Genomic DNA, 14877 nt, shown 5'->3' on the forward strand with positions numbered 1-14877 from the left:
CTCTAGCGTCCGCGGACCGGAATGGAGGGCATCCCCAGGGAGACTCCGGCCTTACCGGATTTCCCTGAAGGTGCGGGCACTCCGCAGGAGTCGGCCTGGGATCTGTCCCAGGCATCGCCGGCGCGGGAGCGGCGGAGACTGTAATCCTCGGGGGTGGAAGGGTCAGCGACAAGGTGGAAAGAAGCGGCCTCAGTAATAGTGACCGTGACAAGATCACCCGGGCGGGGCGCTTCTGCTCCTTCGGGAACAGAGAAGTGAACCAGCCGCTGGTCCTGGGAACGACCGGAGAGCCGGTGGGTCTCCCCTGCCTTTCGTCCGGACTGGGCCGTCACCATCACCTCAACACGCTTACCAAGCTGCCGCGCGTTCTCTTCCGCAGCGATCCTGTCCTGCAAAGCGGTGAGACGTTCAAAGCGTTCCTGGACGACTGCCTTGGGGAGCTGATCCGGCAGGTCAGCCGCCGGGGTACCGGGCCTCTTGGAGTACTGGAAGGTGAAAGCTGTCGCAAAGCGTGACCTCTCCACAACATCCAGAGTCGCCTGGAAGTCCTCCTCCGTCTCTCCCGGGAATCCGACGATGATATCCGTGGAGATCGCTGCGTGGGGAATCTTTTCGCGGACCTTGTCCAGGATTCCAAGGAACTTAGTGGAACGGTAGGACCTCTTCATGTCCTTGAGTACTTTGTCCGACCCTGATTGGAGTGGCATGTGCAGTTGAGGCATGACATTGGACGTTTCGGCCATGGCATCAATGACGTCGTCCGTGAAGGCAGCAGGATGAGGGCTGGTGAATCGAACCCGCTCCAGCCCTTCGATGTTCCCACAAGCCCGCAGCAGTTTCGAGAAGGCCTGCCTGTCCCCGAACTCCACGCCGTAGGAGTTGACGTTTTGGCCAAGGAGCGTCACTTCGATCGCGCCGTCATCAACAAGTGCCTGGATCTCCGCCAGGATGTCGCCTGGCCGGCGGTCCTTCTCCTTGCCTCGGAGAGCAGGGACGATGCAGAACGTGCAGGTGTTGTTGCAGCCAACCGAGATGGACACCCATCCCGAATAGACGGAGTCACGCTTGGTGGGCAGCGTGGAGGGGAAGACATCGAGGGATTCCAGGATCTCAAGCTGGGCTTCGTTATTGTGCCGTGCCCGTTCCAGCAAGGCAGGTAGGGCGCCCACATTGTGGGTGCCGAAGACGGCGTCCACCCAGGGGGCTTTGCGGAGAATCGTCTCGCGGTCCTTTTGAGCGAGGCATCCACCAACAGCGATCTGCATTCCGGGATTGGCTTCCTTGACAGAGGCGAGCATGCCCAGGTTCCCGTAAAGCTTGTTGTCGGCGTTCTCCCGCACGGCACAGGTATTGAACACCACAACGTCTGCCTGCTCTGCAGCAGCCGGAACGTAGCCCGCCGACTCAAGCATTCCTGCCATTCGTTCAGAATCGTGGACGTTCATCTGACAACCGAACGTGCGGACCTCGTAGGTGCGCGGACGTGCCGCATCCGAGGCAGTTGAAGTGGCTGAGGCGGAATGGGTGCCGGCTGCCGGCGAAGGAATGGTCAAACTCACCCATTAAGGGTAACGGTTGAAACGCCTGCCTGCTTGTGGGGGTCCGAGAAAGCCATTGGCCTGCCTGAATTCCCAGCGATCAGGGATCGCCGGCGGAATCCAGGACCTCTCCGACAATCCTGAAGGCCGCGGAGGGGTTGTAACCCTTCCGCGCAAGCATGGACGCCAGCCGGCGAGTGGCCTTGTCGCGCTCGCTTCGATCCTGGAACGGGCCGGAACCGCGCAGCTTCCGCATCACAAGTTCCCGCGCTGCGGATTCCTCGGCCTCATCCGTGATCTGTTCCAGCGCCTGCGATGCGGTTTCGGAATCTATGCCCTTCTCCGCAAGCTCCCGTCTCAGGGCGCCGCGTGCCAGTTTTCGCGACTGGGAGCGGCTACGCACCCAGGCATCAGCAAACTCCGCGTCGTCAACCAGGCGAACCTCTTCGAAGCGGTCAAGAACTGCCTCCGCGACGTCCTCAGGTACGTTCCGCTCGGCGAGCTTCCTGGCCAGTTGAAGGCGGCTCTTGGGCGAGTTGGTCAGCTGCCTCAACACTATGGCGCGGGCGACCGACGCTGGGTCCGGCTCCGCATCGAGCGCAGCCGGATCCCTGGTGCGATTAGAAGCCGTCAACGGCCTTGAGCTTCGGTGCGGCTTCGGTTTCGGCTGCAGGCTTCACGCCAACGCCGAGCTTCTCCTTGATGAGCCTTTCCAGCTCAGCGGCAAGCTCGGGGTTGTCACGCAGGAAGCGTCGTGAGTTTTCCATACCCTGGCCGAGCTGGTCGCCGTCATAGGTGAACCAGGAACCGGACTTCTTGATGATTCCGTGCTCGACACCCATGTCGATGATGCCGCCCTCGCGGGAGATCCCCTGACCGTAGATGATGTCGAACTCCGCGATCTTGAAGGGGGGCGCCATCTTGTTCTTGACGATCTTGGCCTTGGTCCGGTTTCCGACCGAATCCGCGCCCTCCTTCAGCGTCTGGATCCTGCGGACGTCGATACGGATGGAGGCATAGAACTTCAGGGCCTTACCACCGGTGGTGGTTTCCGGAGATCCGAAAAAGACACCGATCTTTTCACGAAGCTGGTTGATGAAGATCGCGGTGGTCTTGGTTTGGCTCAAGCGCCCGGTGATCTTCCTGAGTGCCTGGCTCATGAGCCGTGCCTGGAGGCCCACGTGGCTGTCGCCCATATCGCCCTCGATTTCGGCACGCGGAACCAGGGCTGCCACCGAGTCAATGACAATGACATCCAAGGAGCCGGAGCCGATCAGCATGTCCATGATTTCGAGGGCCTGCTCTCCGGTATCCGGCTGGGATACCAAGAGGGCGTCGGTGTCGACTCCGAGCTTTGCTGCGTACTCGGGGTCGAGGGCGTGCTCGGCGTCGATGAAAGCAGCTATGCCGCCCTGCCGCTGCGCGTTGGCCACGGCGTGCAAAGCAACGGTGGTTTTACCTGACGATTCCGGGCCGTAGATTTCAACGACACGGCCGCGGGGCAGCCCGCCAATTCCCAGGGCCACGTCCAGCGCGATGGAACCGGTGGGAATAACCTCAATCGGTGCCCTGACCTCGTCTCCGAGGCGCATGACGGAGCCTTTTCCGAACTGCTTGTCAATCTGCGCAAGCGCTGCTTCAAGCGCCTTTTCACGATCCGGGGCTGCCGCCATGGTTCACACCTCTAATGCTTTCTCGCTTTGGAGTGGCCTCAGGGGCCGTTTCTTTGTCATCAACGACGCTAATTGCACCCACCGACATTCTGGCCGGAACACATTGCTTATGTGGATAACACTCTGAAAAAAGCATAGTCCTACCCGAACAGATATTCGAACAAATGACCGGCGTGTCAGCCAGCGCTAATCGCCACGCGGGCTGATGTCCCGGCCGAAGCGTCGCTCCTGGGGAACATCCTGCAACTCGCAAATGGCCAGCCATACGGCCCGGGGGCTGACGCCGGCAGCCAACGCCTGGTCCGCCGTTCGTCCACCGACAACCGCCAACACCAACGAGCTGCTCAGTACACGCGAGTAACCGGCGCCAAATTCATCGTCCATAAGCCGCCAAAATTCGCTAATCCGCACGAATAGAGTCTCTCACGGGACGCTGACTCTAGAATTGTTGCCATGAGCAACCCAGTTGACAGCCCAGGCTCGCCCGAGGACCTTGCGGGAGGGGACGACGTCGACGCCGCCCTGCAGTCCGTGGAACAGCAATTGAGCCTTTTCTGGCGGAGGGCACGCTCGGTCTCGCAGCAGCTCTCCCGGCAGGTCCACCCCGACATGGAGCCGGCGGCGTACGGCCTTCTGACCATCATCCGGAGGGAGGGAGCCATGCGTCTAACCGATCTGGCGTCCTGCGTTGGCGTCGGAAAACCCTCTGTGAGCCGGCAGATTGCCTTTCTCGAGAGCATCGGCCTTATCTTCAAAGAAGCCGATCCCGTGGACGGCCGCGCGCAATCCATTCGGCTCACTCCCCGGGGCGAGGAGAAGATGCACCAGGTCCAGGACGCCCGCAATCAGGTGTTCCGGGAACGGTTGGGGGAATGGCCGGTTTCGGAGCTGCAGACTCTGGCCCGGTACATAGCAAAGCTGAACAGCACCTATGAGCGGGATGGCTTCCCCAAGGACGAATCGAAACGGGACCAGGTGCAGTAGCGAATCCTCCTCCGCACAGAACGCCAATCTGGCGCGGACTGGGCAGAGAACGCGGAGAACAACGCAGAAAACGAAGGGCCTGCCGCAACCGCGGCAGGCCCTTCGTTTAGTCAAGCAGTCAATACGAGGTCATGAGGTCTCGAGGTCAGTCAGGCACTCCCAGGATCCGGGCTCTCAGCTCAGCACGGAACGGATCAGCGGGCGCCTGACAGGAGGCCCTTGGTGAGTTCGTCGTTAAGGTCAGTGTTCAGCTCGCGGTCGAGGTCACGGCCATAACGCTGGGAGAACTCCTGAGGGACGGTGTCCGGAACTGCCACTCCCTCAGCAATGGCCACGCGGTCGCTGACCTCGCGGAGCATGCCGGACAGGGGAACATCCAGGGCCGAGCAGATCGATGAAAGCAGCTCCGAAGAGGCTTCCTTCTGACCGCGCTCCACTTCGCTCAAGTAGCCGAGAGAAACACGGGCACTGTGTGAGACTTCGCGGAGGGTACGGCCTTGGCGCTGGCGGACATCGCGAAGGACATCACCAATTTCGTGACGAAGAACAACCATCTTGCGCTCCTTCTGTTCGCTCTTAGCCTGATCGGCGAGGCCCACATCCTTCCAGCGGACAACGCCGTTTACGGATACGGGCTGCTTTACCATCTGTATCGCCTTGCTCCCTCATACTTCAGGTTCACCACTCAGGGGAACCAGTGTGGTCTTTTTATCCTAGGCGCCTCCGCGATCCGGAAGCGACACAATGTAACAACTATTGGGTTTCGATTTTTGTTCCCGGCAACTTTACGCCCGGGTAACTTTAGGCAGGAAGCGCCTTCAACAACTGTTCCAGCGCCGCCGCACAGGCCTGCCCGCGGATCTCGGCCCGGTTCCCTTCGAAGTCATAAGATACCGCAAACGATCCTGCAGCTGTGGCAATACCGATGAACACTGTGCCAACCGCTTGTCCGTCATGCGGATCGGGGCCAGCGACACCTGTACTGGACACCCCGATATCGGCGCCGCAAAGGGTCCGTGCACCTGCTGCCATTGCTTCCGCGACGCTGCCGTCCACTGAACCGACTTTGGCCAGAAGTTCTGCCGATACGCCAAGCACAGCGCTCTTTACCTCGTTCTGGTAGGCGACCACGCCCCCTTGCAGCATGGCCGAGGCGCCGGGGGTATCGGCCAAAACAGCTGCGATCATGCCAGCGGTGATGGATTCGCCGGTCGCCACGGTGACGCCTTGTTCCCGGGCCTTACTGACTGCGGCTTCCGCACTCCTGTGAAGGTTGCTCATGACGCGCTCCCGTCCGGCTGCCGTTTCGAAGGCAAGCCCTGTGCACGCAGTTTAAGTGCTTCCACCACATACTGCACGCCCGTCCATACCGTGATCGCGACCGCAACGAGCATGACTCCGAGAGCAAGGAATCCGAGCCACGGCGCCAGGGACGCCAGCGGAATGACGTAAAGGAAGATAGCCAGGGTCTGCACCACGGTTTTCAGCTTCCCGCCTCGAGAGGCCGGAATCACACCGTAGCGGATAACGAAGAAACGCAGGGCGGTGATACCCCACTCGCGGACAAGGATCAGGATGGTGATCCACCAAGGCAGTTCGTTCAGGATTGACAGCATCACCAACGCGGAGCCTATGAGCAGTTTGTCCGCGATGGGATCGGCAATTTTTCCGAAGTCGGTCACAAGGCCGCGGCTGCGGGCGATGTCGCCGTCGAGCTTGTCGGTGTAAATCGCGACGGCGAACGCCGCCACGGCGGCCCAGCGCCAGAACCCGTGGCTGCTGTTATCGGCCGCAAGGAACCAGACGAAGAATGGCACCAACACAATCCGGAGCATGGTCAGGATGTTGGGCAGATTCCAGATCCCCGAGGAGGAACCGGTGCTGTGGGCCTCGGTGCTAGTCACCTTCCTAGGCTACCGTCCGGTGAGCGACCAGGCGTCCTCGGAGCCATCTTCGTCGTCCCGGGTGCCATCGGCGCCGTCGTAATACTCAACGTTCTGCGTGCGGTTCTCCAGGTCTGAAGCGACAAGGTCTTCTGCATAACCGCCTTGCGCGATGTTGGCATTGGCGTTGTCGCTCAGGGCTGCCGTGTGGGAGTCAGGCGTGGCGGGGGCTTCCTGTCCCTTCATGGCTGCCAACACTGGCGCGAGATCGTCAGGTTTGACCAGGACGTCGCGTGCCTTCGAACCTTCAGACGGGCCCACTACACCGCGGGACTCCAGCAGGTCCATCAGGCGGCCTGCCTTCGCGAACCCGACCCGGAGCTTGCGCTGGAGCATTGAGGTGGAGCCGAACTGGGTGGTCACCACCAGCTCCGTGGCCTGCAACAGCACCTCAAGGTCGTCGCCGATGTCGTCATCGATCTGCTTCTTGGGGGCCTCCGCGGCGACGTCGTCCCGGTAGGTTGCCTTGAGTTGGCCCTTGACGTGCTCAACAACTTTGTGGATTTCCGATTCGGTCACCCAGGCACCCTGTACGCGCATGGCCTTGGAGGCGCCCATCGGCAGGAAGAGGGCGTCGCCCTGACCGATGAGTTTCTCGGCGCCCGGCTGGTCGAGGACCACGCGGGAGTCAGTGACGGAGGAGGTGGCAAAGGCCATGCGGGATGGCACGTTGGCTTTGATCAGGCCGGTGACAACGTCCACAGACGGTCGTTGGGTGGCCAGCACCAGGTGGATTCCGGCAGCACGGGCCAGCTGCGTGATGCGGACGATGGAATCTTCCACGTCCCGGGGAGCCACCATCATGAGGTCGGCGAGTTCGTCCACGATCACCAACAGATACGGATACGGGCGGATGACACGCTTGGAATCGACCGGCGGGTGGACCTTCCCGGCACGGACTGCTTTGTTGAAGTCGTCGATGTGCTTAAAACCGTAGTTCGCGAGGTCGTCGTAACGGGCGTCCATTTCGCGGACCACCCACTGCAATGCTTCCGCCGCCTTCTTGGGGTTGGTGATGATGGGCGTGATCAGGTGGGGTACGCCCTCGTAGGCGGTGAGCTCCACACGCTTGGGGTCCACCATGACCATCCGAACCTCGTCCGGGGTGGCCCGCATCAGGATGGACGTGATCATGGAGTTGACGAAGGAAGACTTACCCGCGCCGGTAGCACCAGCGACGAGGAGGTGTGGCATCTTTGCAAGGTTCGCCACGACGTAGCCGCCTTCGACATCCTTGCCGACCCCCATCACCATGGGGTGGTCGGTGCGGCGGGCATTTTGGCTGCGGAGCACATCCCCCAGCGACACCGTCTCGCGGTCGGTATTGGGGATCTCGATGCCGATGGCCGATTTGCCGGGAATCGGGCTCAGGATGCGCACATCAGAGCTCGCCACCGCGTAGGAGATGTTCTTGGACAGAGCCGTGACGCGCTCCACCTTGGTTCCTGGTGACAGCTCGATTTCATAGCGCGTCACTGTGGGCCCGCGGCTGAAGCCGGTGACCTGCGCCTCGACGTTGAACTGGTTGAGCGTTTCGGTCAGCGAGGCCACGATGGCGTCGTTGGCTTCGGTGCGCTCCTTGGGGATGGATCCGGGCGTCAGGACATCCGACGACGGCAGTGTGTAGGTGACATCCCCCGCCAGTGAGAGCTGCTCCGTGCGCTGTGGGATGGGGGTGGGTGGAGGGGCTGGAGCCACTGGATTCGCCGGCACGGGGTTCGCCGGAACGCCTGATGGCTTCAAAGGGGCGGTATTCAGGGATCCTGCGGCCACCATGCCAGGTGTCACGAGGGGAATGGCCTCGGTGGCGTTCTCCCCGCCCATGTCAGTCCGGGAGCCAAGACCCTGGGCTGCCTTGATCTTCTCGATGGCAATTTCAGCCTGCGTGGGTCGGCGGACTCCGGGCGCGGCGGCGGACCGCTTGTCACCTTGGGAGCCGGGCTCGTCGTCGTCGATGACCGGGGTCTCAAAGGCTTCGTCCCCCACATAGCCTTCCAGGCCGGCGTCGTTGTCCTGGTCTTTGCCAAAGAGCCGCGAGCGTTTCTTCTTCTTCGCCGCGGGAGCCGGACTCTCATTCAGGTAGCTGCGGTCATGACCCGCCGCGTGATCCCCCGGCTCCTGGAGATCGATGCCCATGAGATGTTCGTAAGCACCCTTCAGCCGGCGCGGAATGGCGCCAAAGGGAGTTGCCGTGACGATCAACAACGAGGTAAATGCGAGCAGCCCGTAGACCACCAGTGGCACGGCAGCGTGAATTGCCGCCAAAGGGGAGGCAGCCAGGAATCCCAGCATTCCGCCCGCTTGCCGGAGGCCTTCGAAGCCGTCTGACACTGTCGGCTGGCCACCAATGATGTGCGCCAGGGCCGAGCCGGCGAAGGTCATAATCAGGAAGCCGATGCCGATCCGGTTGTTGCCGCGGCTGTCTTCCGGTACGCGGAACAGACGGACAGCGCAAACCATCAGCATTAGCGGCAGCACCAGTGACATCCAGCCAAAGGTCCCGTTGACCACGGCATAGACGGCATCGGGGAACCAGCCCTGCATCCCCCACCACGCGAACGTTGCGATGAAGATGGCGAGAGCGAGGTTGAAGAGCGCAGCCCCGTCCCTGCGGTCCTCCGGCGCCAGATCGCTGACGTCATGTCCTATCCGGCGCACACCGCCTCCAACGAGGTGGCCGATCCCCAGCCAGGCACCGGACAGCATCCGCACGGGCCACGGCTGGTGGGGAACGACGGCGGGCATCTGCCGGGTCCGGGCAGCAGCGCCGCTGGTGGACCGGGCGGTTTTGGGCGCGGAAGAGCCTGCGCCCCGGCCGGAGGCGGTGCCTGTTTTGCTGCGGGAGTTTCCTCTAGGCGTGGAGGAAGTACGTGTCGCCATAGCTGCCACGCTACCTCAGGCAGGCCGGAATCCCGCGGATTTCCGGGCCCGGCCGATCCATGTTGCCCGGCGGCCCGAGCTTGCAAGGATCCAACGCAGCCACCTAGAATCAGCCCATGCGCTTCTCGACCCGCTCTTCTTGGTGGCCCGCCCCTTAGGCGGACAGACGCGCGCACCACTACGCTCACGACCGCCTCGCCAAGCGGTCGTTTTTTGCGGCACCGGTCGGTGAGGTGGACTCTATTTTCAGGGACTGCCAATGACCTCGCTCCTCTCCCGCATCGTCGATTCCTCCGCCGATGCTTCAATTCCCTTCGCCGTCATCCGGCGCCATGAATCTGACCTCGTTGACGTCTTCACTGGCCACACCATCGATGTGGACAAGCTCGCGGACATCCCGCTCGACGGGAGTCAGAGCGGGTGTGATGTCCTGGCTCTTGTGCCGTTTCGGCAGGTTCGGGAGCGCGGATTCGCTGCGGCCGATGACGGCTTCCCGCTCCGATGCCTCCTGGTGAAAGAGCGCGAGACCCTCTCCCTGGAGGACGCTCTGGCAGCTCTTCCGCAAGATGACGTACCCATCGAATCCCTGGGATTCGACACCACCGATGAGGACTATGCGGAGACAGTGCGTCGTGTTGTGAGGGACGAGATCGGGCGGGGAGAAGGCGCCAACTTCGTCATCCGCAGATCATTTCGCGGCGCCACCCCGGTCTCACCTGCGACAGCCGTGCTCGCGTGGATGCGGACGCTGCTCCTCTCAGAGCAGGGCGCGTATTGGACCTTCGCCGTCCACTCTGCCGGCCATTCCCTGGTAGGAGCAACCCCCGAGCGCCACGTCTCCGTCAGGGACGGGCTGGTGACAATGAACCCGATTTCGGGAACCCTCCGGCACCCGGCCGATGGCCCGACGGCGGGAGACGTCCTGAAGTTCCTGTCCGATGTCAAAGAGAGCGACGAACTCTTTATGGTGGTGGACGAGGAAATGAAGATGATGAGCAGCATTTGCCCGGCGGGAGGCCGCATCCTTGGGCCCTATCTGAAGCAGATGTCCAGGCTGAGCCATACAGAGTATCTGCTCGAGGGGCATACTGATTTGGACCTCCGGGACGTTCTCAGGGCCACAATGTTCGCCCCGACAGTCACCGGCTCCCCCATGGAGAATGCCTGCGCCGTCATCAATCGCCACGAACAGGGCGGGCGGGGATACTACTCAGGTGTCCTGGCGCTCTTCGAGTCGAGGACGGGTGAGGATGGTGCCGTTACGTATGAACTCGACGCACCGATCCTTATCCGCACAGCCCACCTCAATGGCGATGGACTTGTCACTGTGTCAGCAGGAGCAACTCTTGTTCGGCTTTCCACGCCGGAAGGCGAAGTGGCCGAAACGCACGCAAAGGCTTCCGGGATGCTCGCGGCCCTGGGGCTTATCCCGCAGGCTCCACCGCAGCCGGCAATTAACCTCAACGCCCAGCCCGGAGTTGCAGATGCGCTCGCGGAACGAAATCACCAACTGGCCTCATTCTGGATTCGCTCCCAAGAGTGGGAACAACATCCTCCCTTCGCCGGAAAAACAGCCCTGGTCATTGACTGCGAGGACCAGTTCACCGAAATGCTTGCCCACCAACTGCGTCACTTGGGGTTGGAGACTTCTGTGGCGCGCTGGGATTCAGTGGCAGACATTTCCTTGCCGGATCTGGTGGTGTTCGGTCCGGGCCCAGGAGACCCTCGCGACGTCGAAAGTATCCGGCTCGAGACAGTGCGCGCCCACCTGCGCACCCGGTTGGATCTGGGAAGGCCTCTTCTCGCCGTCTGCCTGAGCCATCAGATCCTGTCGATGCTTGCCGGGCTTCCAGTTGAGGCTCTGCCTACCCCTCGTCAGGGGGTGCGGCTTCAGACCGAGGTGTTCGGGACCGGCGCTGCCCTCGGCTTCTACAACACCTTCAGCTCTGTGGCGGAAGGCGGCCAACTCGTCACCCCCAGGCTCAATCTGGACATATCTGCAGAGGACGGCTTTGTCGTAGCTTTGAGAGGCGCTGGAGTCGCCTCCATCCAGGGACACCTGGAGTCGGTTCTTTCCTCCGACGGCCTCGCGACACTGGAGCGCCTCGTGCGGTCCGCACTGGCGAGGGATAAAGCTCCGGTATAGGACTGAGGCGGACGATACGAAAAGGCCCGGTTCGCAGAAACCGGGCCTTTTCGTGACTGATGGAGCTGAGACGGTGCTCTGAGGACTACGCCTCCAGAACCACTGGGATGATCATGGGGCGACGGCGGAGCTTGCGGTTGACCCACGTCCCCACCACACGACGGACAACCTGCTGGAGCTGGTGGGTTGTGTGATCTGTGTGGTTGAGCACAGCTTCTTCCAGCGCCGCATTGATCCTCGGAATGATGTCATCGAACACAGAGTCGTCCTCGGCAACACCGCGGGCATGGATTTCCGGCCCGGAGACAACCTTGCCGGTTGCCCGGTTGATGACCGTGATGATGGAGATGAATCCTTCGTCCCCCAGGACACGGCGGTCTTTCAGATCGGCGTCGGTGATCTCACCGACACTGGATCCGTCAACATAGACGAACCCGACCTCGACCTGGCCTACGATGTCGGCCCGGTGGTCTTTGAGGTCGATTACCGTGCCGTTATCGGCGAGCAGGATGCTCTCTGCCGGCACACCCGATTCCTCAGCGATCTTGCCGTTGGCAATGAGGTGCCGTGTTTCGCCGTGCACTGGCATGGCGTTCAGCGGCTCAAGAATGTTGTAGCAATAAAGGAGTTCGCCTGCAGCGGCGTGGCCTGACACGTGGACCTTTGCGTTGCCCTTGTGGATGACGTCGGCACCGAGTTTGAGCAGCCCGTTGATGATGCGGTAGACGGCGTTCTCGTTACCGGGGATGAGGCTGGACGCCAGGATTACGGTGTCACCCTCGCCCACGATCACCCTGTGGTCTCCGTTGGCCATCCGGGACAACGCAGCCATCGGCTCGCCCTGTGACCCGGTGGACATAAGGACCACGCGGTTATCAGGAAGGTTGTCGATGTTCTTGATATCGACGACGACGCCGTCCGGCACGTCCAGGTAGCCAAGTTTCGCGGCAATCGCCATGTTGCGGACCATCGAGCGGCCAACAAAGGCAACGTTGCGGTTGTGTTTGACTGCGGCGTCCAGCACCTGCTGCACCCGGTGGATGTGGGAGGAGAAAGAAGCAACAATGATGCGTTTTGTGGCTTGGCCAAAGAGGCGGTCCAGGGTAGGTCCGATTTCCTTTTCAGCCGTGGTGAACCCGGGAACGTCGGCGTTGGTGGAATCCGACATGAACAGGTCGACGCCCTCTTCGCCCAGCTTGGCAAAGTGACGGAGGTCAGTGATCCGGCCGTCCAGCGGCAACTGATCCATCTTGAAATCGCCCGTATGCAGGACCGTACCGCCGGCCGTGCGGATGAAGACAGCCAAAGCGTCGGGGATCGAGTGGTTCACGGCCACGAATTCGCATTCGAAGGGGCCGAACTTCTCCACTTGTCCTTCAGTGACAGTGAGCGTGTAGGGCTTGATGCGGTGTTCCTGCAGCTTGGCTTCGATGAGGGCAAGCGTCAGTTGCGATCCGATCAGGGGGATGTCGCTGCGCAGACGCAACAGGTACGGAACCGCACCAATGTGGTCCTCGTGACCGTGCGTGAGGACGACAGCCACGACGTCGTCCATCCGGTCCTCGATGTACGAGAAATCGGGCAGGATCAGGTCAACACCCGGCTGGGTTTCCTCAGGGAAGAGGACACCGCAGTCGACAATGAGGAGCTTGCCGTCTATCTCGAAGACCGCCATGTTGCGGCCGATCTCGCCCAGTCCTCCCAGCGGGACAATGCGAAGCGTGCCTTGCGGAAGTCTCGGAGGCGTGACAAGGCCGGGTAGGGCTACTTGGGTCATAATGCACTTCTTTCCAGGCGGAAGAGTGCTGGTCTCAATCCGTCAGGAAAAGACCAGCCCTCCCTGCGCCAAATCCTCGCGGATGGTTTCGATCTCGGCTTCGTCCGGCTCCACGAGGGGCAAACGGACAATCGAGTTGGGCAGGACTCCCTGCCATTTAAGAATTTGTTTGGCCGCGACGGCCCCTTGGACGCGGGTCATGGTTGCGCGCACTACGGGCTCAAGCTCCAAGTGGATCTTGCGCGCAGTTCCCAGGTCGTTGGCATTGACGGCGTCGATCAGTTCGCGGAAACGGCGGGTGGCCACGTGCGTGGTGACGCCCACCAGCCCCACTGCACCCATTGCCATCCACGGAAGGGTCAGTCCGTCGTCGCCGGAGTAGAAGAGGAGGTCGGTCTCAGCCATAACCCGTGTGGCGGCAGCAAAATCGGCTTTGGCGTCCTTGACGGCGACGATATTCGGGTGCTGGGCAAGACGGATCATGGTTTCGGGCTGGATCGGGATGGAGGAGCGGCCCGGGATGTCGTAGACCATGACCGGGACATCGGTTGATGACGCGATTTTTTCGAAGTGGGCGCGAACGCCGGCCTGGCTGGGCTTGTTGTAGTAAGGCGTGACGATCAGAAGGCCATCAACCCCCAGGGCTGCTGCCTGCTGGGAAAGATGCACTGAGTGCGCTGTGTCGTTGGTTCCGGTGCCGGCCACAATGGCGGCGCGGCCTCCGACGGCTTCCTTTACGGCACGGAACATTCCGAGGTTTTCCGCGTCAGTGAGGGTGGAGGTTTCCCCTGTGGTTCCGGTAACCACCAGGCCGTCGCACCCGTCCTCGACCAGCTTGTTGGCCAGCTCTGCGGCCTGCTTATAGTCGACCTCACCGTCGGAAGTAAAAGGGGTGACCATAGCGGTCAGGAGGGTCCCGAAGCGGTGCGAGCGAATGTCAGAGTCAGCCATAGGAAAAACGTTACCTTGTCCGCGGCATGTTAGAACAACGGCAGCTGCGTGATGAACGTCAAGCGCACCGTGGAATCGGTACTCTCCTGACGACTTGCAGGGGGATCCGGACAAGGTTCTCTTGGCCGGATGAGGCTCCTAGACTGAGGCGATGAGGCCGGAATTCCGCTCCATACCGCTGGGAACGGGGGCGTCGTTGGCGTGCCTGATCGAAGACCGTCAGGGGGACGGCACCAGCGCTGGGACGTTCACTGACTCCCCTCTGCTTCTTGTTCATGCCTGGACGGAATCGAGAGGCAGCTTTGATCGCTTGCGTCCGCTGTTGGCGGGGCGGCGCGTGGTGGCCCCTGACCTTCGGGGCCACGGGGAATCCGACAAGACGGATTCCGGCTATTCCCTGCGCGAGGTGGCGGATGATGTTGCCGCCCTGCTGGATGCCCTTGCTTTGCCCAACGCCGTGGTCATCGGCTCCTCCAGCGGAGGGTACGTCGGCCAGCAGCTTGCCGTTTCGTATCCGGAGCGGGTCGCCGCGCTTGTGTTGATTGGCTCCCCGCTGAGCCTCCAGCGGAGGCCTGGTTTTGCCGATGAAGTTGACCAGCTGACCGATCCTGTACCTGAAGGCTGGGTTCGCGACTCCCTCTCCTGGTTTCCGTTGTTTCGGCCCGTGCCGAAGGACTACCTCGAGGACCGGGTCAGCGATGGCTGCAAGGTGCCCGCCCAGGTCTGGAAGAACAGCATCGCCGGACTCTGTACTGCCGTTCCACCCACGGAGGCTGGAGAGATCCTTGCCCCCACCTTGATTCTGTGGGGCCGGGAGGACAACCTGCTGTCCCGTCAGGACGAGGAAACTCTTGCCCAGCGGATTCCACAATCCCGGCTTCGGATCTACGAAGAGGCGGGGCACATGCTCCTCTGGGAGGCTCCGGAGCTGATTGCCTCTGACGTGAACCGCTTCCTGGCGGAACTCCCCGTCTGACAACCCGTC

Annotated in this window: 13 protein-coding genes; 3 read left to right on the forward strand and 10 right to left on the reverse strand. The window is 61.8% G+C overall.

Going from position 1 to position 14877, the window contains the following annotated elements; translation table 11 throughout:
• Positions 1 to 2: 2 nt before the first annotated feature.
• From miaB to M1E02_RS13890, 4 genes are all read right to left on the reverse strand, one after another.
• On the reverse strand, positions 3 to 1559 hold the full coding sequence (miaB, locus tag M1E02_RS13875; RefSeq protein WP_479374825.1) for a tRNA (N6-isopentenyl adenosine(37)-C2)-methylthiotransferase MiaB: 1557 nt from the start codon (positions 1557 to 1559) through the stop codon (positions 3 to 5).
• Positions 1560 to 1638: 79 nt separating this feature from the next.
• The gene (locus M1E02_RS13880; RefSeq protein WP_479374826.1) at positions 1639 to 2172 is read right to left on the reverse strand and encodes a regulatory protein RecX; all 534 of its coding nucleotides are present in this window, start codon (positions 2170 to 2172) and stop codon (positions 1639 to 1641) included.
• A complete protein-coding gene (gene recA / locus M1E02_RS13885) occupies positions 2159 to 3211 on the reverse strand; it encodes a recombinase RecA (protein ID WP_309107189.1) in 1053 nt (350 codons plus the stop codon). Before recA ends, M1E02_RS13880 begins: the two co-directional genes overlap by 14 nt.
• Before the next feature lie 186 nt (positions 3212 to 3397).
• Positions 3398 to 3622, reverse strand: coding sequence for a DUF3046 domain-containing protein (locus M1E02_RS13890; RefSeq protein ID WP_479374827.1), 225 nt, complete (start codon positions 3620 to 3622; stop codon positions 3398 to 3400).
• Positions 3623 to 3664: 42 nt separating this feature from the next.
• Here M1E02_RS13890 and M1E02_RS13895 point away from each other — a divergent pair, with 42 nt between their 5' ends.
• Complete coding sequence (locus tag M1E02_RS13895) at positions 3665 to 4195, forward strand: MarR family winged helix-turn-helix transcriptional regulator (protein WP_479374828.1); 531 nt, start codon at positions 3665 to 3667, stop codon at positions 4193 to 4195.
• A gap of 194 nt (positions 4196 to 4389) precedes the next feature.
• Here the strand turns inward: M1E02_RS13895 and M1E02_RS13900 are convergent, their stop codons facing one another.
• The 4 genes from M1E02_RS13900 to M1E02_RS13915 form a co-directional block, all read right to left on the reverse strand.
• Positions 4390 to 4842 carry a helix-turn-helix domain-containing protein gene (locus tag M1E02_RS13900; protein ID WP_479374829.1) on the reverse strand — a complete coding sequence of 151 codons (453 nt, stop codon included), beginning with the start codon at positions 4840 to 4842 and terminating at the stop codon, positions 4390 to 4392.
• Positions 4843 to 4996: 154 nt separating this feature from the next.
• A complete protein-coding gene (locus tag M1E02_RS13905; protein WP_479374830.1) occupies positions 4997 to 5476 on the reverse strand; it encodes a CinA family protein in 480 nt (159 codons plus the stop codon).
• Positions 5473 to 6099, reverse strand: coding sequence for a CDP-diacylglycerol--glycerol-3-phosphate 3-phosphatidyltransferase (pgsA, locus tag M1E02_RS13910; RefSeq protein WP_479374831.1), 627 nt, complete (start codon positions 6097 to 6099; stop codon positions 5473 to 5475). The genes M1E02_RS13905 and pgsA overlap by 4 nt, the downstream gene beginning before the upstream one ends.
• 9 nt (positions 6100 to 6108) lie before the next feature.
• Positions 6109 to 9018, reverse strand: a complete 2910-nt coding sequence (locus M1E02_RS13915; RefSeq protein ID WP_479374832.1) for an FtsK/SpoIIIE family DNA translocase — start codon at positions 9016 to 9018, stop codon at positions 6109 to 6111.
• 259 nt (positions 9019 to 9277) lie between these two features.
• Between M1E02_RS13915 and M1E02_RS13920 the strand changes: the two genes are divergently transcribed.
• Entirely contained in the window at positions 9278 to 11164 is a 1887-nt protein-coding gene (locus M1E02_RS13920; RefSeq protein WP_479374833.1) for an anthranilate synthase family protein, read from the forward strand.
• A gap of 85 nt (positions 11165 to 11249) precedes the next feature.
• Here the strand turns inward: M1E02_RS13920 and M1E02_RS13925 are convergent, their stop codons facing one another.
• The gene (locus tag M1E02_RS13925) at positions 11250 to 12941 is read right to left on the reverse strand and encodes a ribonuclease J (protein WP_479374834.1); all 1692 of its coding nucleotides are present in this window, start codon (positions 12939 to 12941) and stop codon (positions 11250 to 11252) included.
• A gap of 42 nt (positions 12942 to 12983) precedes the next feature.
• On the reverse strand, positions 12984 to 13892 hold the full coding sequence (gene dapA / locus M1E02_RS13930) for a 4-hydroxy-tetrahydrodipicolinate synthase (protein ID WP_479374835.1): 909 nt from the start codon (positions 13890 to 13892) through the stop codon (positions 12984 to 12986).
• A gap of 151 nt (positions 13893 to 14043) precedes the next feature.
• On the opposite strand from dapA, the gene M1E02_RS13935 reads away from it, so the two are divergent.
• Positions 14044 to 14868, forward strand: coding sequence for an alpha/beta fold hydrolase (locus M1E02_RS13935; protein WP_479374836.1), 825 nt, complete (start codon positions 14044 to 14046; stop codon positions 14866 to 14868).
• The last annotated feature ends 9 nt before the right edge of the window (positions 14869 to 14877 follow it).

Source organism: Arthrobacter sp. Z5-13 (assembly GCF_056499105.1).